Origin of the sequence: Acinetobacter sp. CFCC 10889 (genome assembly GCF_003268395.1) — a bacterium.
GTDB lineage: Bacteria > Pseudomonadota > Gammaproteobacteria > Pseudomonadales > Moraxellaceae > Acinetobacter.
The window spans coordinates 14,812-37,323 of sequence record NZ_LQXQ01000013.1; the positions used below are offsets into that span (position 1 = coordinate 14,812).

21 protein-coding genes and 1 riboswitch are annotated in these 22,512 nt (G+C 39.8%); of the genes, 5 read left to right on the forward strand and 16 right to left on the reverse strand.

The window, feature by feature from the left end:
• Positions 1–496 precede the first annotated feature (496 nt).
• Entirely contained in the window at positions 497–1,387 is an 891-nt protein-coding gene (locus AVJ19_RS06540) for a GGDEF domain-containing protein (RefSeq protein WP_228203305.1), read from the forward strand.
• Positions 1,388–1,402: 15 nt separating this feature from the next.
• Here AVJ19_RS06540 and AVJ19_RS06545 read toward each other — a convergent pair whose 3' ends face one another.
• From AVJ19_RS06545 to prfB, 3 genes are all read right to left on the reverse strand, one after another.
• Positions 1,403–2,476 (reverse strand): alkene reductase, encoded by a 1,074-nt coding sequence (locus AVJ19_RS06545; protein WP_111858968.1) that lies wholly within the window; start codon positions 2,474–2,476, stop codon positions 1,403–1,405.
• 38 nt (positions 2,477–2,514) lie between these two features.
• Entirely contained in the window at positions 2,515–2,814 is a 300-nt protein-coding gene (locus AVJ19_RS06550; protein ID WP_068975610.1) for an ArsR/SmtB family transcription factor, read from the reverse strand.
• A 182-nt stretch (positions 2,815–2,996) separates the two neighbouring features.
• A protein-coding gene (gene prfB / locus AVJ19_RS06555) for a peptide chain release factor 2 (RefSeq protein ID WP_100249700.1) occupies positions 2,997–4,092 on the reverse strand; the annotation gives its coding sequence in 2 pieces (ribosomal slippage) (positions 2,997–4,019 and positions 4,021–4,092; 1,095 coding nt in all).
• Positions 4,093–4,551: 459 nt separating this feature from the next.
• Between prfB and AVJ19_RS06560 the strand changes: the two genes are divergently transcribed.
• Positions 4,552–5,322: a putative porin gene (locus AVJ19_RS06560; protein ID WP_111858969.1), complete on the forward strand. Its 771-nt coding sequence runs from the start codon at positions 4,552–4,554 to the stop codon at positions 5,320–5,322.
• A 79-nt stretch (positions 5,323–5,401) separates the two neighbouring features.
• On the opposite strand, the gene recJ is transcribed toward AVJ19_RS06560, so the two are convergent.
• From recJ to AVJ19_RS06585, 5 genes are all read right to left on the reverse strand, one after another.
• Positions 5,402–7,105 (reverse strand): single-stranded-DNA-specific exonuclease RecJ, encoded by a 1,704-nt coding sequence (recJ, locus tag AVJ19_RS06565; RefSeq protein WP_111858970.1) that lies wholly within the window; start codon positions 7,103–7,105, stop codon positions 5,402–5,404.
• 14 nt (positions 7,106–7,119) lie between these two features.
• Positions 7,120–7,776 (reverse strand): pyridoxamine 5'-phosphate oxidase, encoded by a 657-nt coding sequence (gene pdxH, locus AVJ19_RS06570; RefSeq protein WP_111858971.1) that lies wholly within the window; start codon positions 7,774–7,776, stop codon positions 7,120–7,122.
• A 21-nt stretch (positions 7,777–7,797) separates the two neighbouring features.
• Entirely contained in the window at positions 7,798–9,132 is a 1,335-nt protein-coding gene (glmM, locus tag AVJ19_RS06575) for a phosphoglucosamine mutase (protein ID WP_111858972.1), read from the reverse strand.
• Positions 9,133–9,305: 173 nt separating this feature from the next.
• A complete protein-coding gene (guaB, locus tag AVJ19_RS06580; protein ID WP_111858973.1) occupies positions 9,306–10,772 on the reverse strand; it encodes an IMP dehydrogenase in 1,467 nt (488 codons plus the stop codon).
• Between the two features lie 74 nt (positions 10,773–10,846).
• Positions 10,847–11,137 (reverse strand): hypothetical protein, encoded by a 291-nt coding sequence (locus tag AVJ19_RS06585; protein ID WP_162626548.1) that lies wholly within the window; start codon positions 11,135–11,137, stop codon positions 10,847–10,849.
• Positions 11,138–11,252: 115 nt separating this feature from the next.
• Here AVJ19_RS06585 and AVJ19_RS06590 point away from each other — a divergent pair, with 115 nt between their 5' ends.
• The gene (locus AVJ19_RS06590; RefSeq protein ID WP_111858975.1) at positions 11,253–11,690 is read left to right on the forward strand and encodes a hypothetical protein; all 438 of its coding nucleotides are present in this window, start codon (positions 11,253–11,255) and stop codon (positions 11,688–11,690) included.
• Positions 11,691–11,754: 64 nt separating this feature from the next.
• Here AVJ19_RS06590 and AVJ19_RS06595 read toward each other — a convergent pair whose 3' ends face one another.
• The 4 genes from AVJ19_RS06595 to AVJ19_RS06610 form a co-directional block, all read right to left on the reverse strand.
• Positions 11,755–12,033 (reverse strand): hypothetical protein, encoded by a 279-nt coding sequence (locus tag AVJ19_RS06595; RefSeq protein WP_111858976.1) that lies wholly within the window; start codon positions 12,031–12,033, stop codon positions 11,755–11,757.
• Positions 12,017–12,382: a YkgJ family cysteine cluster protein gene (locus tag AVJ19_RS06600; protein ID WP_111859021.1), complete on the reverse strand. Its 366-nt coding sequence runs from the start codon at positions 12,380–12,382 to the stop codon at positions 12,017–12,019. The genes AVJ19_RS06595 and AVJ19_RS06600 overlap by 17 nt, the downstream gene beginning before the upstream one ends.
• Before the next feature lie 136 nt (positions 12,383–12,518).
• Positions 12,519–13,325, reverse strand: coding sequence for an MBL fold metallo-hydrolase (locus tag AVJ19_RS06605; RefSeq protein ID WP_111858977.1), 807 nt, complete (start codon positions 13,323–13,325; stop codon positions 12,519–12,521).
• A gap of 276 nt (positions 13,326–13,601) precedes the next feature.
• On the reverse strand, positions 13,602–14,180 hold the full coding sequence (locus AVJ19_RS06610) for a TMEM165/GDT1 family protein (RefSeq protein ID WP_111858978.1): 579 nt from the start codon (positions 14,178–14,180) through the stop codon (positions 13,602–13,604).
• Between the two features lie 114 nt (positions 14,181–14,294).
• A riboswitch (yybP-ykoY riboswitch) is annotated at positions 14,295–14,440 on the reverse strand.
• Between the two features lie 66 nt (positions 14,441–14,506).
• Between AVJ19_RS06610 and AVJ19_RS06615 the strand changes: the two genes are divergently transcribed.
• Positions 14,507–15,181, forward strand: coding sequence for a methyltransferase type 11 (locus AVJ19_RS06615; RefSeq protein WP_228203306.1), 675 nt, complete (start codon positions 14,507–14,509; stop codon positions 15,179–15,181).
• A 59-nt stretch (positions 15,182–15,240) separates the two neighbouring features.
• On the opposite strand, the gene AVJ19_RS06620 is transcribed toward AVJ19_RS06615, so the two are convergent.
• The 3 genes from AVJ19_RS06620 to AVJ19_RS06630 all read right to left on the reverse strand — a co-directional run bounded on the left by AVJ19_RS06620 (position 15,241) and on the right by AVJ19_RS06630 (position 20,933).
• Positions 15,241–17,208 (reverse strand): 2-oxo acid dehydrogenase subunit E2, encoded by a 1,968-nt coding sequence (locus AVJ19_RS06620; protein ID WP_171334172.1) that lies wholly within the window; start codon positions 17,206–17,208, stop codon positions 15,241–15,243.
• A complete protein-coding gene (gene aceE / locus AVJ19_RS06625; protein ID WP_111858980.1) occupies positions 17,208–19,919 on the reverse strand; it encodes a pyruvate dehydrogenase (acetyl-transferring), homodimeric type in 2,712 nt (903 codons plus the stop codon). The genes AVJ19_RS06620 and aceE overlap by 1 nt, the downstream gene beginning before the upstream one ends.
• A 270-nt stretch (positions 19,920–20,189) precedes the next feature.
• Complete coding sequence (locus AVJ19_RS06630; protein ID WP_111858981.1) at positions 20,190–20,933, reverse strand: M23 family metallopeptidase; 744 nt, start codon at positions 20,931–20,933, stop codon at positions 20,190–20,192.
• Between the two features lie 106 nt (positions 20,934–21,039).
• On the opposite strand from AVJ19_RS06630, the gene AVJ19_RS06635 reads away from it, so the two are divergent.
• Positions 21,040–21,480 (forward strand): DUF721 domain-containing protein, encoded by a 441-nt coding sequence (locus AVJ19_RS06635; RefSeq protein ID WP_111858982.1) that lies wholly within the window; start codon positions 21,040–21,042, stop codon positions 21,478–21,480.
• Between the two features lie 97 nt (positions 21,481–21,577).
• Here AVJ19_RS06635 and lpxC read toward each other — a convergent pair whose 3' ends face one another.
• Entirely contained in the window at positions 21,578–22,480 is a 903-nt protein-coding gene (lpxC, locus tag AVJ19_RS06640) for a UDP-3-O-acyl-N-acetylglucosamine deacetylase (protein WP_111858983.1), read from the reverse strand.
• Positions 22,481–22,512: the final 32 nt, after the last annotated feature.

Below are 22,512 nucleotides of genomic sequence, written 5' to 3' on the forward strand. Positions count from 1 at the left end.
AATAGTTTTGGTACAATAATTTATTATTTATACAGATATAGTAAATTATATCTTAACAATATACCATAAATACTCATATTTCACTTAATGAGTTATTTATTTTTAAATTTATAAATATATTTAATACTTCACAATCTCTCCCGCTCTAGTGGAAATCAATATATTTAAATCTGTTATTGGTAGGCTAAAAACAATTAACATGAATGATTTAGCTAAAAAAATATTCAACTATATCCAGTCCAATAGCATTATGAATTGGACAAATATCCAAAAATGTATTTTGGTATTAACGCTTGCCATTATGATCCACTTTCTTTGGATTATATGGAAAGTCTATATTCTTTATACACCTGATCTTTTGCAGTGGGTGAATATTCCTTTACTTAAAAATCAACTTTTAATTAATTTCATATCAATTATATCTTTGATTATTTTAATTTGTATAAGTATTTATAATCGCAAAAAGGAATGGGTTAATCACTTTTTTAGTTATTTTGTGATTACAATTTTCATTCTTATTTTAGTCTTAGATGGTTATTTGGTTGGGATCTACAGCCCAGCGACAATCTTTACCAGCGTCTGTGTCACAGGTATTGGTTTGGTTTTATTTAATCAAAAAATTATTTATTTTAACTTAGTCTTGTCCACTTCCATTTTTTCAACATTAATTTATTTAACGACTCAAGACGCTATTCCTTATTCACCTATTTTTAGTCAAAAATTACTGAATGGTATTCCATATTATAACTATTTCTGGGTATATAGTATGGTTTATTTCATTATTCCCGTGATGCTGATTGGATTATTATTTTTTGAAATATTATTAATGCAATGGCGTTATCGTGAATCATTATTTGAAAAAATTAGTCAGATTGATCCTTTAACTGAATTGTATAATCGCCGTTTTTTTAATGAGAAAGTCACAGCATTACAACAAAATGAACAGTCTTATATTATTATTTTATTAGACTTAGATCATTTTAAAACAATTAATGATACCTATGGTCATCATGTGGGCGATACCGCATTGGTTCATATTGCGCAAACTTTGTCTAAAACAGTACGAAAAACCGATATTGTGGCACGTTATGGTGGCGAAGAATTTATTTTACTACTGCCTGAAATTACGGTCACTCAAGCATTTGAAATTGCAGAGAAATGTCGAAATATTATTGCTTCACAAGCTTTGCAGTTCACAGATGGACAGTGTATCCATATCACAGCAAGTTTTGGTATAGGAGTGAGCTCGTCAGAACTCAGCATAGATCAAGCTATTTATTATGCAGACCAAGCTTTGTATCACGCCAAGCAATCTGGGCGTAATCAAGTGCAATTATATGATGGAAGCTCCTTTCAAAGCTTCCAATCTGAAATTGTGCTGCCTTAAAGAATTAAGGCATGATTAAATAGCGGACTCTACACTGAGAAAAGGATAATCAATATACCCTTCCGCAGTTTGTGAACCGATCATATTTTCAAACACTAGTTCATTCAAAGGTGCATCCTGAACCAAACGCTCAAACAAATCAGGATTGGCAATATAAGCCTTACCAAAAGACACTGCATCTGCTTTGCCTAAAGCAAGCAAGTCGATTGCATCATCACGGCTCAACTTCATATTGGCAATATAAGGCACACCGCCTGAACGCTGTTTCATCTCTTCACTGATACTGTCATCCGCCAGATACTCACGGGTAAAGAAGAACGCAATCTGACGCTTTCCTAACTGCTCAAGAGCATAACCAAAGGTTTCACGTGGAGCAGCATCCCCCATATCATGCTCATCGCCACGTGGTGCAAGATGCACACCAACACGACTTGCTCCCCAAACCTCGATCAATACATCCGTCACTTCCAGTAATAATCGGACACGATTTTCAACTGAACCACCGTACTCATCTTCACGCTGATTGGTTGAACTTTGTAAGAATTGGTCGATCAGATAACCATTGGCAGCATGAAGTTCAACGCCATCAAAACCCGCAGCTTTGGCACGGATTGCAGCCTGTTTATATTGCTCAACAATAGTTTTGATTTCTGAAATTTCTAAAGGACGTGGTACAACATAATCACGTTTTGGACGCAATAAACTCACCTGACCCGCTTGTTGTACGGCACTTGCAGATACAGGCGTTTCACCATTGAGAAGATCAGGGTGCGAAACACGACCCACATGCCATAACTGCGCAAGGATTAAACCACCTTTGTCATGCACAGCTTGAGTCACAACCTTCCAACCTTCAACTTGTGCATCCGTGAATAGCCCTGGGGTATTTAAATAACCATTGGCTTCTTCAGAAATCACCGTTGCTTCGGAAATGATTAAACCTGCACTGGCACGTTGCGCATAGTATTCCGCCATCATTGCAGTTGGAACACGATCCGCTGTTGCACGACTGCGTGTGAGTGGCGCCATGATGACACGATTTTTGAGATGTAAATCGCCTAGGACGAGAGGAGAAGAAAGTTCAGCCATATTTGCCTCATCACTCGCTTTTCCACCTGAATCAGGAGTTAAAGCGAGTTTTTAAGATATTCAATATATTGCTGAATTAAAGCTTCATTACGTGAAAAGTATGACCATTGACCATACTTTTCTGCTTGAATTAATCCTGACTGTTGCAAAACTGACAAATGATTAGACATCGTAGACTGAGAGACATTACCGAGTTTTTCGATATTCCCTGCACATATACCACGACTAAAGCCACCGCACTGCTCTTCACACAGATACTGTTGTGGATTTTTCAACCACTCCAGAATCTGGCGTCGAGTCGGATTTGCCAATGCTTTAGAAATTAAATCAATATCCATAGCCACAACCCGTATCAGATACATCCAATTTTGAACAAAGCTCTATTCAGCATCTTTGTAGATAATATATCGTATTTTTTCGATTTTAATATCGATTTTTTTAGATATATTGTAAAGATACCGATAAAGCTTTGCTATTTATCACAATTTAAATAGAAAAATTTGATGAAAAATGCGCTGAATTAAAGCCCTTGCTTTAAACTCGCTTCAATAAATTTATCTAAATCACCATCAAGCACCGCACCTGTGTTGGAATTTTCCACACCTGTACGCAAGTCTTTAATCCGTGAGTCATCTAAAACGTATGAACGAATTTGACTACCCCAACCGATATCAGACTTAGAATCTTCAAGTGCTTGCGCTGCTTCGTTACGCTTACTCATTTCCAGTTCATACAATTTTGCACGTAACTGTTTCCAAGCATGGTCACGGTTCGCATGTTGTGAACGTTGGTTCTGACATGCCACCACGATACCAGTTGGCGCGTGGGTTAAACGTACCGCAGAGTCAGTTTTGTTAATGTGCTGACCACCCGCACCTGATGCACGATAAGTATCGGTACGGACATCGGCAGGATTGATATCAATTTCAATATTATCATCGACTTCAGGTGATACAAACACCGCTGAGAAAGAGGTATGACGACGGTTACCTGAGTCAAATGGTGACTTACGTACTAAACGGTGTACACCAGATTCGGTACGTAACCAACCGTATGCATACTCACCTTCAACACGGATGGTTGCAGATTTAATCCCCGCAACATCACCGTCAGATTCTTCCATCAACTCAGCTTTAAAGCCATGACGTTCGATCCAGCGCATATACATACGCAATAACATGGACGCCCAGTCCTGCGCTTCAGTACCACCTGAACCTGCTTGAATTTCCACATAACATGGGTTCGGGTCCATAGGGTTGCTGAACATACGACGGAATTCAAGCTTCGCCAATTCTGCTTCTGCTGTATCTAACTCAGCCTGTACATCTGCCAATAGACTTTCATCATCTGCTTCGACAGCTAAATCTAAAAGTGCTTGTGCATCTTCAATTTGTGTAGCTAAACCTTCCAAAACGTTGAGTACGTTTTCCAGTTCGCCTTTTTCTTTTGCCATAGCTTGTGCACGGCTTTGATCATTCCAGATCGCAGGATCTTCTAACTCGCGGAGAACCTCTTCTAAACGCTCTTTCTTCAGATCGTAGTCAAAGATACCCCCGTAGTGTTAGACCACGGTCATTTAAGTCTTTTAGCTGTAATAGATAAGGATTGATTTCCACGAGTTTTAATCTCACATTGGCTGTTTTTTAATTCGGACGCATTCTAACACAGAGTGTATCAACTTGAAAAAATGCTTTTATTTGGCAAATTAATCCTGCCATCCATCTACAAAATATTACCCATTTTTTAAGTGACATCATTTTTCAAATCGGTAAATTAAATTGCAAAATACTTTAAAAAATGACCATATTTATGCACTACCTTACAATAAGTTCTGGATGCTTTTTAAACACAATTTAAGCTTCCTCACATTTCCTACACAGTTTTAATAAAACAAAACATTAATAAAAATAAATAAAAATCAATTATTTAAAAATTAAAATTTACACAAAATTACCAACATTACAGTTTCATTACCTTGTGCTGTTGACGATATTTTATTTTTCCCTAGACTTGGAGTTGTAACAAAAGATTTAAAACACAGATGAAAATCACAATTTCAGAGGGGAGTAGAATCCATGAAAAAATTAGCAATCGCTTCAGCAATCGCACTTTCAGCGATCGCAGTTTCAGGCACTGCAAATGCTTATCAAGCAGAAGTAGGCGGTTCTTACACTTATACTGATTGGGATGATTTTGATGCAACACATCAATTCGGTGTAGACGGAACTTATTACTTTAACCCAGTACAAACACGTGATGCACCACTCAATGAAGCTGCCTTCCTTGACCGTGCAAGTAATGTAAAAGCGCATGTAAACTATGCTGATAATGATGGTGTAAAAGACTCACAATATGGCGCAGGCGTTGAATACTTCGTTCCTGGCAGTGACTTTTATGTCAGTGGTCGAGTCGGACGTGACGAACTTGAAGTAGACGATACTCATATCGACAGCAAAGTAACAACATATGGTGCTGAAGTTGGTTATTTACCTGCACCAGGTTTATTACTTGCATTGGGCTTAACAGGTTACGATGAAAAAGATGGTGAAGATGGCGTAGACCCAACTGTACGTGCAAAATATGTGACTAAAGTGGGTCAATATGATGCTAACTTTGAAGCATACGGTGCTTTTGGTGACCTAGACGAATATAAAGTTCGTGGTGACTTATACTTAGACAAAACTTTAAGTGTTGGTGCTGATTACTACAACAATGACTTAACTGAGCGTGATGAATTTGGTATTTCTGCGAAGAAATTCTTAAATCAAAATGTCAGTGTTGAAGGTCGTGTCGGTTTCGGTGATGACTACAATACTTATGGTGTACGTGCAGGCTACCGTTTCTAAGATTAAACGAACTGAATCAAATAAAAACCGCTTAACTTTGAGCGGTTTTTTTCATGCAAAATAAACAGTGTAAAACATCTTATTGCTGTAAATGCAACATTCGCAATTGCACACTGACATTGCCATTAAACTGATTTTTATCCAACTCATAGACCAAATGCACATGGTTTTTCGCAGGATCAAAATCAAACTGATCTGCAACATTAAATGCAATCGCATCCACAGATTGTCCATTGCCCAATGACAATTTAAGTTTTAAGTGCACTTCTTTTAACCAACGATGTTCCAACACCTGAAACTGCCCTTCAAATACAGGCGCAGGAAATTTTTGCCCCCAAGGTCCCAAATGTTCAAGCGTATTGACCGTACTCAATCGAATCTCATGCAAAGGTAGCTCACCATCTGTCCATAAAGTCGCTTGAAATAATTCATCGTCTGATTCAGCAATTAATGCTGTAAAAACCTGTTTAAATTCCTCAAAATTATCTTTTTGAATGGTTAAACCTGCCGCTGCCGCATGCCCACCAAAAAAGCTGACCAAATGCGGATATTGCTCTGCAACTTTTTCAATGCTGTCACGGATATGCACCCCTTCAATCGAACGGGCTGAACCTTTGATATGAATACCATCTTTATCGGCAGCAAAAACGATACTTGGTCGATGAAATTGTTCTTTTAAACGCCCTGCCACAATCCCAATCACCCCTTGATGCCAATCTTCATCAAACATCACCAAAGCTGCGGGTAAATTGTCCTGATCAAAATGTAATTTTTCCATCTCAAGCAAGGCTTCTTGCTTCATTTGTGATTCGACCTGACGGCGTTCCAAATTTAAATCATTCAGTTGGCGTGCCAAAGCATAGGCTTTTTGTGCATCGGTTGCCAACAGACATTCAATGCCAATGTCCATGGTATCCATACGTCCTGCCGCATTGATCCGAGGACCCAATACAAAACCCAAGTCAGAAGCTTTTAATTCGGTAGGCTCACGCCCTGCGATATCGAGTAAAGCACTAATGCCCACACGACATTGATTTTGTTGAATACGCTTTAAACCTGCATCGACCAAAATACGGTTGTTATAGTCCAAACTTGCCACATCAGCATAAGTGCCCAATGCGACCAAGTCCAAATACTGTGTCATTTTTGCAGTCGACTTACCCTGTTTAGCCCTATAACTGCTTAAATTTGCAAGTAAATAAAAAGCAACCCCAACCCCTGCCAAAGCCTTACTTGGGAAATCACAACCCAACTGATTTGGATTGACCACTGCTTCCGCTTTGGGTGTTGCTTTGGTGGTTAAATGGTGATCTGTAATAATCACTTGCATACCGTGTTGCTGTGCCTGTTCCACACCTGCATGGCTGGAAATACCATTATCCACAGTAATCAAAAGATCAGGCTGAAAGCTTTCAAAAGCCAAATCTGCAATTTTAGGCGTTAATCCATAACCATATTTAAAACGATCAGGCACGAGATAATGTACATCTGCACCCATTTCCGTGAGTGCTAAAATCATCAAAGCTGTACTCGTCGCACCATCGGCATCGTAATCCCCGACTATGACAATTTTTTTATTTTGATCAATGGTTTGATCAATAAGTTCTATTGCTGTTTGTAAACCTTTTAACGTCGGTGCGAGTAAATATTTAAGTTTTAAATCGAGTTCCTGCTTAGACTGTACACCACGTCTTGCTAAAATTTCAGCGATAAATGCAGGCACGCCCTGAAATTGTTCAGGGCGTGTCAGTAATGGGCGTTGTTGTATTTTAATATTTTGCATGCTTACTTCTATTTTCAAGGCATTAAACGTTGAATCTGCCAAGTTGCATCGACTTTTTCATAGCTTAGACGATCATGTAAACGATTTGGGCGACCTTGCCAAAATTCATAATGTTGCGGTTCTAAACGATAACCACCCCAAAATTCAGGTTTCGCTAATTCAGCTTTTTCAGCAACTCGATCATGCAATTCCTGAAAGCGCTGTTGCAGTAATTCACGACTTTCAATTACGCCACTTTGTGGGGTACTGATATGCGCTGCAATTTGACTGTCACGTGGGCGTTTATGGTAATAATCGGTCGATTCTTCAAGTGAAATTTGCGTGACATAACCGCCAATTCGCACCTGACGCTCCAACTCAGCCCAATAAAATAAAACTTCTGCATAAGGATTGGCAGCTAAGTCCAAACCTTTTTGACTGTCATAATTGGTATAAAAATCATAGCCTGCTTCAGTCGCTCCACGCAGTAGCACAGTACGTACATGCGGACGACCTTTGCCATCCGCAGTCGCCAAAGACATGGCATAAGGTTCATGTAATTTTGCAGTTAAAGCGAGATTGAACCAATTTAGAAACTGCTCATGTGGATTGGCTTCCACCTGATCTTCATGTAGTTCACCTTTTTCATAAGTCAGACGTAGCTCACTTAGATCTTTAATGACATCACTCATGTACCTTATTCCCCTTGAGTCTTAAGCCTTGGCATTTTGGCGGACTTGATCTGCCAAATGATTTGCAAGATCAGTCACTTCTTGTTGATTATCACCTTCAACCATAACACGGATCACAGGCTCTGTACCTGATTTACGAATCAAGATACGACCACGACCTTTCAATTGCGCTTCAACTTTATCAAACTCAGCAACCAATGCAGGCACTGCAAATGGATCGTACATTTCTTCCAAACGCACATTAACCAATACATTTGGTAAAAGTTTAAAATCAGCAGTTAATTCATCAAGTGCTTTATCTTGCTCAACCATCACGGTCAATACTTGCAATGCCGCAATAATGGCATCGCCTGTGGTACTTTTATCCAAAGTCAGAATATGACCCGATGGTTCGCCACCTGTAACCCAATTATTATCTTCAAGTCCTTGTAATACATAGCGATCACCAACTTTGGCACGTACAAATGGCACTTGTGCTTTTTCCAAAGCAAGTTCCAAAGCCATGTTGCTCATCACCGTACCCACAATACCCGCAGGTTTATTCGCTGCTTGAGTTGCAAGAATATATAAAATCGCATCACCATCGACCAAATTACCCTGACGATCAACCAAGACCACACGATCTGCATCACCATCAAAAGCGATCCCTAAATCTGCTTGATGTTGAAGTACTGCTTTTTGGAGATTTTCAGGATGGGTTGAACCACAGTCTTTATTGATATTTAAACCATCAGGCTCGTTATACAGCGCTATGACTTTGGCACCCAATTCACGAAAAACCGCAGGACCAACGCTGTAGGCTGCACCATTGGCACAGTCCACCACAATTTTTAAATGGCGTAGATTAAAATGGTATGGGAATGTCGATTTACAAAATTCGATATAACGTCCATTGGCATCTTTGACACGGACACTTTTACCCAAGTTTGCGGTATCTTCGATGATAATGTCTTTTTCCAATTCTTTGTTAATGGCTTCCTGAATCGCATCTGGTAATTTTTTACCTTCATCAGAGAAGAATTTAATGCCATTATCAAAATATGGATTATGTGATGCTGAAATCACAATACCCAAGTTAGCATGCAAAGCACGGGTCAAATGTGCAATTGCAGGGGTTGGCAATGGACCAAGCAAATGCACATAAACACCTGCGGCATTTAAGCCCGCCTGTAAAGCAGCTTCCAAAATATAACCTGAAAGACGAGTATCCTTACCCAAAACCACAATCGGCTTGGTTTTAGGACTGATTTGCTTGAGTACTTTCCCTGCAGCAAAGCCTAATTTTAATGCAAATTCTGGGGTAATCGGGAGTTCACCAAATTTTCCTCGAATCCCGTCTGTACCAAAATAACTCATTTTTTACCCACTTATTTATCGTGTTGTTTAACAGTTGATTTTCAATCGCATTACTTTACACCAAAATAAAAAAACCGTCATAAAATGACGGTTTTTTTCAATAAAAACACTACAAAAGGCTAAGCCATTCGATCATTTAGCTAAATACTAAATGAAGTGAAAAGCTTGTAATATTAGCCTACACGATAGTTCGGTGCTTCTTTAGTAATCGTGACATCATGAACGTGTGATTCAGACATACCTGCTGAGGTAATTTTCACAAATTTGGCATTTTGACGAAGATCTTCGATCGTAGAAGAACCCGTATAGCCCATAGATGAACGTAAACCGCCCATCATTTGATGTACGATATTGCCCATAGGACCTTTGTACGGTACACGACCTTCAATGCCTTCAGGAACAAGTTTCTCAGCACCTGCTTTAGAGTCTTGGAAATAACGATCCGCAGAACCTGTTGCACCCGCCATCGCACCCAATGAACCCATACCACGGTAAGCTTTGTAGTAACGACCTTGGAAGAATTCAACTTCGCCAGGTGCTTCTTCAGTACCCGCCATCAGTGAACCCACCATAATGGTGCTTGCACCTGCGCCAATCGCTTTCGCCATATCGCCTGAGAAACGAATACCACCATCCGCAATCAACGGAATTTGATCTTTCAATGCATTGGCAACGCTGTCAATCGCAGAGATTTGTGGCATACCAATACCTGCAACGATACGTGTTGTACAGATTGAACCAGGACCAATCCCGACTTTCACTGCATCCGCACCTGCATCCAATAATGCCAATGCAGCATCACCTGTTGCGATATTCCCACCAATCACTTGCACTTGAGGATAATTTGCTTTCACCCAACGTACACGTTCGATCACGCCCGCAGAGTGACCATGCGCTGTATCGACTACAATCGCATCCACACCTGCTTCAACCAATGCTTCAACACGGCTTGGCGTTTCTACACCCGTACCCACCGCAGCACCAACACGCAGACGACCTAAGTCATCTTTACAGCTATTTGGATAAAGTTCAGCTTTACGGAAATCAGTGACCGTAATTAAGCCTTTCAATTCATTATGTTCACCCACCACAATGACTTTTTCAATGCGATGTTGTTGTAATAATGCTTGGATTTTTTCTTTCGATTCATTTTCACGAACCGTTACAAGACGATCTTGACCTGTCATGATATTGCTAACAGGTTGCTCAAGATTGGTTTCGAAACGAGTATCACGACCTGTCACGATGCCAACCACTTTGCCATCTTTCACTACAGGCACACCACTGATGTTGTTTGCTTCTGTAATGGCAATCAACTCACGTACAGTAGTTTCTGGGGTTACAGTGATTGGGTCTTTCACCATACCTGCTTCAAATTTTTTCACACGGCGTACTTCAGCGGCTTGCGCTGCGATATCCATATTTTTATGTAAAATACCGATACCGCCATTTTGCGCCATTGCAATCGCCATACGTGACTCAGTCACAGTATCCATTGCTGCTGAAACAAGGGGAATATTCAGTTGAATGCCGCGGGTAAGGCGTGTCTTTAGGGAGACATCTTTTGGAAGGACTGTTGAATAGGCAGGGAGTAATAAGACATCATCGAAGGTTAGGGCTTCTTGAACGATGGTCAACATAACAGGCTCGCTGGTAATTTCCGTGAGCTATTATATACAAATTTCAGTTTAAATTTCATTTTTTATTGTCTTTTTTAAAGTTGCCCTGCACTTTCATATACACACATTTCATTTAGCTTTGGAGGCTTTACTGTTAATTGCATCTTAAATGAATAAAAATAAGGATATTTTACAAACCAATCCTGATTTCTTAACCCACTTTGTTTTTTTGTTAATATATAGGTTTCAGGGCAATCTATATGATTCTGAATTTGATTCACCTTTTGCCAACGTATGAAATAGATATAGTGCGCTGAGATAGAAAACCATTTTAAAACTAGAAATATCAAAGTAAGACCTAAAACGATACAAGATATAATTTTCATTGATTTAATCACCACATCATATTCTGAACAATAAAACATCTATTGTGAAAAAAATTTTTAACTCCTATACTGCGCAAAAATTCAAAATAATGAAGACGCTAAAAGGTAAATATAAATGCGCAAAAACATTTCACTTTTAATACTCATCTTATCTCTTCCTGCAATGGGTCTATATGGTTTCTATTTGGTGCTTGAAACTTATGGGTTATTTATACCTGATATGTTCTTATCAAAAGGGGGAATTCCAATCATCAGCTACCCTATTGCATCTATATTCAAAATTTTTATTCATTTTTGCGGTCTTGCAACTTGGATTTTAATCATCCCTATGGCAAATGCATGGTGTAAAAACACAATGGTCAGTAGAAAAATATTAACAATGTTTACTGCGGCAATGTGTATCGGTTTATCACCATTTTATCCCATGAAATATTCTTTATGGGGTGGTATTGCAATTGTTGCTTTGCCCACGATTATCTTTGCCATTTATTTGATTATTTGGCATATAAATGATCACACTCAAGAAAAGACGCAACTTTTATCAAAAGCATAAAGATACTTTAAACCTCAGGCTCAATCTTATTCATTTATATAGATTGAGTTCACTGGCTAAATAGCTATTTTGACGCATAACTACACGCCATTTCATGCGTTTTTGGATCATAAATTGTCAGTTTTAAATCAATCAAGCGATGTTGAACATCCCACGTTTTTCCACGATCTTCAAAGCGTACATGTTCAAATGGTGAAGTATCCGAACATTCGACACTTCCCACTCCTGTATCACTGAGTAACCAATGTGTATTTATCAAACTAAAGGCACTCGTAATAATCACATAATGTGCAAGCACCGCTAAACCAATATAAAGACCAACATGATTAACAGACTTGGTCATAGCCATCATCATTACTTGGCAATACAGGCTCGATTTCAATCAATGGAATCAATCCATGTGCAGCACGTGCCTTATTACACTGTGCATCACCCGCTTGGACTTCCTTACAACTTGAGCTGCGCTGTTCATACATGGTACAACTCACCTGCTGCCCGATCTCACCTGACAACATTACACAGCGTGGGTCTTTCTGATTGGTGCCTTTCATACAGGAGTACACGGCAGTCAATGGTTCGACCACATCTTCAGGCATGCTTTCGCCTTCAGCCCAATAAAATGACACTCGAAAAAAGGCGCAACACGCCCCACAGCTTAAGCACGAATCCTGTGCTGGGATTTGAGACAACATATTTTTAAAATTCTCGTGGTCAAAAAAACCTCCTTCATCTTGCTGCAATGAAAGAGGTTTAAAAAAGATTTTGGCAACTCAAATCTTAAAAATATTTTTTCTTCAACTCAATATTTTTTTAATTTTTTTTGTTCATTTATTGTGGATATTGCGGACAAGTAAAAACTGTTTCATCCATCAAATCGATACCACATTGTAAGTTTTCGATCCAATCCAAAAACTCATTAATCATTTTTTTACCCACAAAAGGAGTTCCATGTTGCGGTACGATCATTTCAATGTCCATTTGACGCACCATTTTAACCCATAAACGAATAATACGGTTTGAACACATATAACGCTGATGAAAACCTTTCATGGTTGGGATATGTGCTGCAAAATTTTCTAAAGGCACAGATGCATCTTTGACCATTGATGCCCCCATATCCCCTGAAAATAGAATTTTTGCAATCGGATCATAAAATTGGAAATTACCTACGGAATGTAAAAAATGTGCAGGTATCACAACAATTTGACTTTGCCCCAACGTAATAGAGCCACCTTGGTCAGGTAATTCAATTAAACGCTCAAGCCAACCACCTTTCATACGATCACTCATAAAAGCTGAGTTTAAATGCGGTAAAAAGCGCGCCCAAAGTTTAGATGCAACCACTTTGGCATCTGTATAGACCAACCAACGTGGCATAGAGGTAATAATGTCAGGATCTTGATGTGATGCCATGACATAATCAAGATTTTGCAGACGAGTATATTTATTTAGTTCCATTGTAAGGGGCACATAAGTCAAATCGCCACCCGGATCTAATACTGCAGCTCTTTCATTATCCAAAATTAAAAACTGATTGGCTTGTACACCCTCACCTTTAACCAAACTCGTAAAACTAATACATTTATGTATACCGTTATCAAACAGTACTTGCGATGTGGTGCGATCTAAAGCCATACCCCAACCTCTAGAAATTATTCATATAATTCTCTTCTTTCACTTTCTTTTTCTACAAAAAATCCGACATTGATGATATGACATGTCATGCAAATCATTTATAGATGAAAACCCTAATGAAAGAATACGAAAGCGCATTTTAAATTCCTTATAATTTATAAGTATTATGAAAAAATTACAATTAAAAACAAATGCAAGTTGTCGAATATTTTATTTTTATGTTAATTAAATAACACTTCACAGATCATCCGCCAAGTGTTATTTAAAAATGTACTTTTAAAAAAAATAATGCTGCACCAATGCCGTAACACCGATCACAAGGAAAATCAGCGCACCAATTTTATGAATCAATGAAATCGGCAGTTTATCCGCCAATTTATTACCAATAAATACTGCGGGTGCATTCACCAACATGATCCCAAGCGTAGTACCCAAAGTCACCCAACCAATATCATCAAAACGTGCAGCCAAAGCGACTGTGGCTATTTGGGTTTTATCACCAATTTCTGCGAGGAAAAACAGTACAAAGGTTGCACCAAAGACCCCATATTTTTGCCATTTGTTGATACTTTCAGATTCATCATCAAGTTCATCAGGAATCAGCATCCAACCCGCCATCGCAATAAAACCGAGTGATACGATCCACAGCAAAACGGTTTCGCTTAATACGGTAGTGATCCATTGACCCAATATAGCGGAAACACCATGATTGACGACTGTCGCCAGAAAAATTGCGATAAGAATAGGAACAGGTTTACGAAATTTTGCGGCAAGGAGCAAAGCAAGCAGTTGTGTTTTATCGCCCATTTCAGACAAAGCAACAACCACTAAAGAGATAAGGAAGGCATGTAACATGTCAATTTCTCTGGCCAGCAATATTTACCGATGACTTATCTCTCCCGCCAGCCAAAGATCACACAGCACAAACGCACTACATGAAATGCAGAGAAATAAATCAAAGGTCTTGCCAACAAAAGAATGCTGAAAATTTGCAATTCAGCATAATTGGTTCTTTGCTATGATGACCATGTTCTGTTGAACAATTATGTTGACCATCACCTATTCACAGTCATAATGCGTGAATAGCGGCTACTCCCCAATGAAGTGCCTATAGTTTACAATGTCTATAAAAATTTTACAGCTGTTTTCCGATAATTTAACTTAAAGAAATATTCTTAATCATGATGACTGCCCATTTTTCTGACTATGTTCAAAGCCATTTGCATCCAGAAACCATTTTTGTGGTTGGTGGTGGGCCTTCCTTAAACCAACATGATTTGACCGTCCTGAACCATACTGAACATTTTGTCATCTGCTGTAACCAAGCTTTTAGCCTGATTCCATCCGCAAAAATCGCCCATCACAGCGATTACGCATGGTGGGAACAGTATCAATCCCAATTGGAAAGCCAATTTACGGGGGACTTTATCACAGGCTGTGGTTTAGGTAATACCAAAGCTTATCCAGATGTTGTGACGCATATGGGCTTTATTCAACATCATAATCATCATGAATTATTCAACTCCAAAATGCATGTTTTTGGCAATAATTGTGGCTTACAGGCATTGAGTATCGCTCATCTATTTCAACCGCAAAACATTGTGCTGATCGGTTTTGACTTTAAAGCTGAACATGGTCAAAGTCATGGCTATGAAAAAAATAATCTTGCATCCATGGAACATTATCAATCTTTTTGGCGGATGTTTTTGCGAGGTTTTTCAGATTTTGAAAAAATTAAAGCCACACAATGGCAAAAAGCATATCCAAATCAAGCCTTACCTGCCATTTGGAATGTCAATCCCGATTCAGCGTTGACACTGTATGACAAAAGCAAAAACCTGAGCGATTTCTTATAAATTTCAAGCCTTATAAATTAAAAAACCCCGCCGTAGCGAGGTTGATTGAATATCTGAACTTAAAGCAAAATATTTCGAATGTCTGCCAAAAGTTTGGTCAGCTTATTGGTAAAACGTGCTGCATCCGCACCATTAATCACACGGTGATCGTATGACAATGACAATGGTAACATCAGCTTCGGATCAAAGCCCTCACCATTCCATACAGGTTGCATCGTTGCAGGTGAAATACCCAAAATCGCCACTTGTGGCCAATTCACTAAAGGCGTAAATGCTGTCCCACCAATTGAACCTAAACTTGTAATGGTAAAGTTTGCACCTTGTAAGTCTTTCGGAGAAAGTTTCTTATCTCGGGCTTTTTTACTCAGCTCACCCAATTCAATCGCAATTTGCTTAATTGATTTTTGGTCAGGATTGCGCAGTACAGGTACAGTCAAACCATCAGGTGTTGCTACTGCAATACCCATGTGAATTTCATTACGCAATAATACTGACTTTTGATCATCCGCCAAATGCCCTGCAAAATATGGCTCTTCTTTCAGCAGGAAAGCCACTGCTTTGGCAATGAATGCAAGAATCGTTAAGCTAATACCATCTTGTTTAAATTTACCTTTGAGTTCACCACGCCAAGCTTCAAGCTCGGTAATGTCTGCCAAATCAAACTGTGTCACTTGTGGGATGAAATTATTCAATGACAATTGCGGTACAGATACTTGCTGTAAGCGTGTCATTGGCGCAATTTCACTACCACCAAATGCACTGAAGTCAGGTAATGTAGGTAAGCCCGAAGCCACTGGTGCAGCTGCTGTTTGTACAGGTTGCGGTGCGGTTAAGCGTTGCTTCACATAAGCAAAAACATCTTCTTTCACCACGCGATCATGCGGACCTGAAGACTCTACTTGTGCCAAAAGCACACCAAGTTCACGGGCAAGTTTACGTACCGCAGGACCTGCATAGACTTTGGCATTTTCAGCTTGTTGCGCTTTGCTGAGTTTATCCGAACCATTCGCTACAGGTGCTTGTGCTTCAACTGTTTTTTCAGCTTTCGGTGCAGCTTTGCTCTCAGCTTTAGGTGCAGCCGCTTGTTCTTTAGCAACTTCCGATGGCTGTACATCCGCAACACCTTCAATCGTGACCAAAGGCATGCCTTGTTTCACTTCTTGATTGTCACTGACATGGATCGCTTTGATCGTACCTGAAACTGTACTTGGCACTTCAACTGAAGCCTTATCAGATTCAACTACAACAAGGCTTTGATCTTTTTCGACACGATCACCGACACTGACCAAAATTTCAGATACAGAGGCTTTGTCCACACCTAGATCAGGTACAGCAATGTCTACAGGTCCTGATTGTGCAGGCTTCGCTTCCGCTTTCGGTGCTTCAGCAGGTGTAGAAGTCACAGGGGCTTGTTTGGTTTCAGCAACAGCTGCTGTGGTTTGAACAGAAGTTGTTTTCACCGTGATTAAAACCACACCTTCTTTCACGCTATCGCCTTCTTTCACGATCACGCTTTCTACTGTACCTGCTACTGTACTTGGAACTTCCACAGTCGCTTTGTCAGATTCAACCACCACAATACTGTCATCAATTGCGATTTCATCGCCTGCTTTGACAAGAATTTCACCAACAAGGGCTTTTTCCACACCAATATCAGGGACTTTCACTTCTACAGTTTGCGATGTTGTCGCTGTAGAAGTCGTTTCAGCTTTTGGTTGTTCAGTTACTGTCTCAGCTTTCGCAGGTGCTGCTTTCGTTGTTTCTTCAGTTGGTACAGGCGTTGATTGTGTTGTTTCCGCTTCCGCAGATTCAACTTCAATCAGTACTGCACCTTCTGCAACTTCATCACCTTCTGACACAGCGATGCTTTTCACCACGCCTGCCGAAGTGCTTGGCACTTCAACAGAGGCTTTATCTGACTCAAGCAACACAATGCTGTCATCGACTGCAATGGTGTCACCCACTTTCACCAAAATTTCAGCGACAGTGGCTTTATCTACACCAATATCAGGAGTTTTAATTTGCATTATTTATTCTCCTCAGTTGGTTCAGCATAGGCTGCAACGTCTTGTACTGATGGATGTGCTTGTGGCAACCATGCCACAGGACGATCAACATCAAGCTCAAAAGTCGAAATTGCATCTTTCACCAAACGTGCATCGACTTCGCCTTCATCTGCCAATTTTTTCAATGTTGCTACAACAATGTGTGCTGCATCTACACCGAAATAGCTACGCAAATTACCACGAGTATCTGAACGACCATACCCATCTGTACCCAAAGTCACATACGGACGACTGTCAGGCAGGTAAGCACGGATCTGTTCACTGTAAGCACGGATATGATCTGTTGCTGCAACCACGATCCCATCTGTGCCACGCAGTTGTTGCGACAGCCAAGACTCTTTACCATCTTCAAGCGGATGTAAACGGTTATATTCTTCAACCGCCATACCATCACGTGCCAATTCATTGAAGCTTGTTGCACTCCATACATTGGCATGGATTTGATATTCATCTTTCAAGATTTGCGCAGCTTTAATCACTTCACGCAAGATCACACCTGAGCCGATCAATTGAACAGTGGCTTTTTCATCTTGCTCAAATAAATACAGACCTTTTTTGATGCCTTCCACTGCTTCTTGTGGCAATGCAGGCTGATCATAATTTTCATTCATCAATGTTAAATAATAGAACACACGCTCTTGATTCACATACATACGTTGTAAACCATCGTGAATGATCACAGCGAGTTCATAACCGAAACAAGGATCATACGCTACACAGTTCGGAATGGTATTCGCCAAAACATGAGAATGACCATCTTGATGCTGTAAGCCTTCACCGTTCAATGTGGTACGACCTGCGGTTGCACCAAACAAGAAGCCTTGCGCCTGAGAATCACCCGCTGCCCATGCAATATCACCAATACGTTGGAAACCGAACATTGAGTAATACATATACATCGGAATCATTGGCAAATTATTGGTTGAATAACTTGTGCCCAATGCAGACCAAGCACTCATTGCGCCTGCTTCATTGATCCCTTCTTGCAACATATGACCATCTTTGGCTTCACGATAATTCATGAGCTGTTCTTGGTCTTCAGGCGTATAATTCTGACCATGTGCCGCATAAATACCCAACTGACGGAACATACCTTCCAAACCGAAAGTACGTGCTTCATCAGGGACAATTGGCACAACACGATCTTTAATCGCTTTTTCTTTCAATAATGCTGCGATCAAACGCACCATCACCATGGTCGTTGATTGCTCTTTACCACCACTGCCTTTCAATACACCATCAAATACTGAAATATCAGGAATCGCCAATGCTTCGCTTTCTTTACGACGTGCAGGTAAATAACCACCCAACGCTTCACGACGCGCTTTCATATATTTCAATTCAGGAGAATTTTCACCCGGACGATAGAATGGTAATTCTTCAAGATCTTCATCTTTGAATGGAAGATTGAAACGATTACGGAAATATTTTAACGATTCCAAATGCATTTTTTTGATTTGGTGGGTTTTATTCACCGCTTCAATTTCTTCTGACAAACCATAACCTTTGACGGTTTTCGCCAAAATTACAGTTGGTTGACCATTACGGGTCATCGCTGCTGCATAAGCTGCATAGACTTTGTATGGATCATGACCACCACGATTTAGATTTTCAATATCTTCATCGCTCAGTGCTTTAACCAATTCTTCTGCTTCAGGATATTTACCAAAGAAATGCTCACGGGTATAGCCACCACCTTTCACTTGATAACGCTGATAATCACCATCCAAAGCTTCTTCCATACGGGCTTTTAATGCACCTGAAGCATCTTTATCAAGCAAAGGATCCCAATGACGACCCCAAACCACTTTAATTACACGCCAACCTGCACCACGGAATAATGATTCAAGTTCTTGGATAATTTTACCATTACCACGCACAGGACCATCGAGACGCTGTAAGTTACAGTTCACCACCCAAATCAGATTGTCGAGTTTTTCACGACCTGCAAGCGAGATTGCACCCAAGCTTTCAGGCTCATCCATCTCACCATCACCGAGATATGCCCAAACTTTACGATCTTCTTCTTTGATCAGGCCACGATTCATCAAATATTTTTGAATGTGTGCTTGGTAAATCGACATGATTGGACCCAAGCCCATCGATACGGTTGGGAACTGCCAATAATCAGGCATCAAATACGGATGCGGATAGCTTGAAAGCCCTTGACCACCCACTTCACGGCGGAAATTATTCAACTGATCTTCAGTCAAACGCCCTTCTAAGTAAGAACGTGCATAAATCCCCGGTGCACAGTGACCTTGGTAATAAATCATATCACCACCAAAGCTGTCGCTATTGGCACGGAAGAAATAGTTAAAACCGACATCATATAAGGTTGCAGATGATGCAAAACTTGCCAAGTGACCACCTAAGTCATCACCTGTTTTATTGGCACGAAGTACCATTGCCAATGCATTCCAACGAATCAATGCACGAATACGGCGTTCCATGTCTGGATCACCTGGCATTGCAGGCGATTCTGCAACTGGAATGGTATTTAAATAAGGAGTATTTAGCCGTTGAATAGGGACATGCTTCGAAATTGCTTGTTGGTATAATTTTTCGAGCAAGAAAGCAGCACGTTCACTGCCCATATGTTGTAACACAGAATCAAAGGCATCTTGCCATTCTTGTGTTTCTTGAGCGTCAGTATCACCGTAATACGCCATGTTTCACCTACTCCTTAGACTAATTTTCTATATCTTATATGTATCATGTTTTAAGGGTGTTAAGTTATCGTTACAGATGAATGTAGAGCTGTAGCATTATTTAGTAACTAAATACTCATTGACCAAAGCTTACACAAGGAAACAAAAAAACCGCCAATAAAGGCGTTTTATATACACTTGAGATTTTATTTAATGATAATCTCTTGAAAGAGGTAATGAGATATGCCCTTTCAAACTCAAGCTATATGTATACATCAAATCTGACTTAAATTATGGCAACATTGCTAAATAAGTAGATGGATTTTTACGTTGACCATCTTTCACTACTTCATAATGCAAATGTGGACCAGTACAACGACCAGTACAACCGACATTAGCGATATGCTCACCAGCTTTCACTTGATCACCGACACGAGCAATTAAACGTGATGCATGTGCATAACGTGTGATATAGCCATTACCATGGTTAATTTCAACATACTGACCATAACCTGTACCCCAACCTGACTTGGTTACAATGCCAGGACCTGTAGCATAAATTGGCGTACCACTTGGTGCAGACATATCTAAACCAGAATGGTTTTCCGCACGACCACCCATAGTACGACCACCATAATTTGAACTCACACGTTTCAAATCTGGCAGTGGATGTGTCACTAACCATGAATACTGAGAACCCGCTGAGTAGCGAGGAGCTGTAGATGTAGAATATGTAGAAGAAAGTGCTGCTGAACCGTATTTTTGAGCAATGGTTGCATTATTCAATTCAATTGGCTTTTCATCTTGAGTGCGTAAATGTGGTTGGAATGTTACACCACCTGGAATATCCATATCATCAGGATGTGTATAAGAACCTTGAGACACTGTAGTTGGTTGAGATAAAGTTTTAGAAAGCTGCTCTAAACGATCTGGAGCAGAAGGATTAGAAGCATCTAATTGAACTAAATCTGCGAATGCAACCGATGCAGCAGAAGCTGCTAAAGAAAATGCCAATAAAATACGTCGCGAATGCATAAAAACCTCTTTTAACTGTTCTTAGTCAAGTTCCTTGAGTGATCTCGTCCTTGATATCTACTGAAACGAGGGCTTAAGATAAGACATAACTATGTAGGAATAATGTATGTCTGAACCTAAAAATCTCTTTCATCAAACAAGACAACACGTAAAAACAGGAAACTTATCGTTTCTAAAAAAGCAAGTTGCCGAATGGCAAAGACTTACTAAATTAATTCAACCCTTATTACCTCAGCCAGAAGTATGGCAGGTTGTCTGTTATCAATATGGCATTTTGACGATTACCGGTGAAAATCAAGCCATGATTAGTCAACTCGGTTATCTTCAAAAGCAATATATTTCTCAATTATCACAACTCGAAGAATTGAAAGACTTACAAAAAATCCAGATTCGCCTTCGTGTGAGAAAAGTTGAACCTATAATTTCTGATAAACCTGTTCAAACACTTACACCCGCAACGCAGGAAATGTTACAACACGCTGCAAGCTTTGTGAACGATGCTAAGCTTAGCCAAGCTTTATTACGTTTGGCAAGCAATAAAAAGTAAACAATAAAATAAAAAATAGAATATTGAGTTTACAAAAAGCCAACCAAGTCACATTTTAAAATGTTACTTTATAACATTACCACCGAAAAGCAAGGACTTATAAGACTTGTACATATTGGATTGGACAAGATGCCATGTCATCAAATGTTACAATTTCATAGCTGCTTGGATCGTTTTTAACATTGCGTAAAAGCTGATTATTGAGTGCATGTCCCGATTTATAGCCATCAAACTTGGCAATAATTTGATGCCCAAGTAAATATAAATCACCCACTGCATCTAAAATTTTATGTCGTACAAACTCATCAGCGAAGCGTAATCCTTCTTCATTCACTACGCCCGTATCATCCAAACCTACCGCATTGTCCAAACTTGCACCAAGTGCTAAATTGTGTGCCTTGAGATAATCCAAATCTTTCATAAAGCCAAAAGTACGTGCACCACTCACTTCATAGACAAAAGTTTCTGTAGAAAAATCAATGGTGGCAGACTGATATTCTTTAGCGAAAGCAGGATGATCAAAATCAATTTCAAAATTAATCTTAAACCCATCGTATGGAGAAAATATCGCTTTTTTATCATCAATCAATGCTGAAACAGGCTTAAGCATTCGAATAAACTTTTTCGGCGCATCCAATTCAACTAAACCGCCTTGCATAAGTAGATAGATAAATGGTCCAGCACTACCATCCATAATTGGGATTTCTGATGCAGAAACCTCAACAATCAAGTTATCTATACCCAGACCTGCAATTGCGCTAGTGACATGCTCAATCGTGCCAATTTTGGCATCATTTTCGACCAAATTTGAGCACATAAAAGCTTCTTGCACCAGCATTGCATCAGCACGAATTTCTACAGGCGGATTTAGGTCAATACGGCGAAATACAATACCCCCATCAGCCACATGTGGCAAAAAGTTAATCATGACTTTTTGTCCACTATGCAGTCCGATGCCACTCGCTTTCACGACACGTTTCAGGGTACGCTGTTTCAACATGCTTCTGTGTTCTTCAACCTAAATCTGCTATA

Excerpts from the sequence above, each read along its gene's own strand:
- AVJ19_RS06545 (WP_111858968.1), bottom strand. The coding sequence starts at position 2,476 with ATGGCTGAACTTTCTTCTCCTCTCGTCCTAGGCGATTTACATCTCAAA.
- AVJ19_RS06550 (WP_068975610.1), bottom strand. The coding sequence starts at position 2,814 with ATGGATATTGATTTAATTTCTAAAGCATTGGCAAATCCGACTCGACGC.
- AVJ19_RS06560 (WP_111858969.1), top strand. The coding sequence starts at position 4,552 with ATGAAAAAATTAGCAATCGCTTCAGCAATCGCACTTTCAGCGATCGCA.
- recJ (WP_111858970.1), bottom strand. The coding sequence starts at position 7,105 with ATGCAAAATATTAAAATACAACAACGCCCATTACTGACACGCCCTGAA.
- pdxH (WP_111858971.1), bottom strand. The coding sequence starts at position 7,776 with ATGAGTGATGTCATTAAAGATCTAAGTGAGCTACGTCTGACTTATGAA.
- glmM (WP_111858972.1), bottom strand. The coding sequence starts at position 9,132 with ATGAGTTATTTTGGTACAGACGGGATTCGAGGAAAATTTGGTGAACTC.
- guaB (WP_111858973.1), bottom strand. The coding sequence starts at position 10,772 with ATGTTGACCATCGTTCAAGAAGCCCTAACCTTCGATGATGTCTTATTA.
- AVJ19_RS06585 (WP_162626548.1), bottom strand. The coding sequence starts at position 11,137 with ATGAAAATTATATCTTGTATCGTTTTAGGTCTTACTTTGATATTTCTA.
- AVJ19_RS06590 (WP_111858975.1), top strand. The coding sequence starts at position 11,253 with ATGCGCAAAAACATTTCACTTTTAATACTCATCTTATCTCTTCCTGCA.
- AVJ19_RS06595 (WP_111858976.1), bottom strand. The coding sequence starts at position 12,033 with ATGACCAAGTCTGTTAATCATGTTGGTCTTTATATTGGTTTAGCGGTG.
- AVJ19_RS06600 (WP_111859021.1), bottom strand. The coding sequence starts at position 12,382 with ATGTTGTCTCAAATCCCAGCACAGGATTCGTGCTTAAGCTGTGGGGCG.
- AVJ19_RS06605 (WP_111858977.1), bottom strand. The coding sequence starts at position 13,325 with ATGGCTTTAGATCGCACCACATCGCAAGTACTGTTTGATAACGGTATA.
- AVJ19_RS06610 (WP_111858978.1), bottom strand. The coding sequence starts at position 14,180 with ATGTTACATGCCTTCCTTATCTCTTTAGTGGTTGTTGCTTTGTCTGAA.
- AVJ19_RS06615 (WP_228203306.1), top strand. The coding sequence starts at position 14,507 with ATGATGACTGCCCATTTTTCTGACTATGTTCAAAGCCATTTGCATCCA.
- AVJ19_RS06620 (WP_171334172.1), bottom strand. The coding sequence starts at position 17,208 with ATGCAAATTAAAACTCCTGATATTGGTGTAGATAAAGCCACTGTCGCT.
- aceE (WP_111858980.1), bottom strand. The coding sequence starts at position 19,919 with ATGGCGTATTACGGTGATACTGACGCTCAAGAAACACAAGAATGGCAA.
- AVJ19_RS06630 (WP_111858981.1), bottom strand. The coding sequence starts at position 20,933 with ATGCATTCGCGACGTATTTTATTGGCATTTTCTTTAGCAGCTTCTGCT.
- AVJ19_RS06635 (WP_111858982.1), top strand. The coding sequence starts at position 21,040 with ATGTCTGAACCTAAAAATCTCTTTCATCAAACAAGACAACACGTAAAA.
- lpxC (WP_111858983.1), bottom strand. The coding sequence starts at position 22,480 with ATGTTGAAACAGCGTACCCTGAAACGTGTCGTGAAAGCGAGTGGCATC.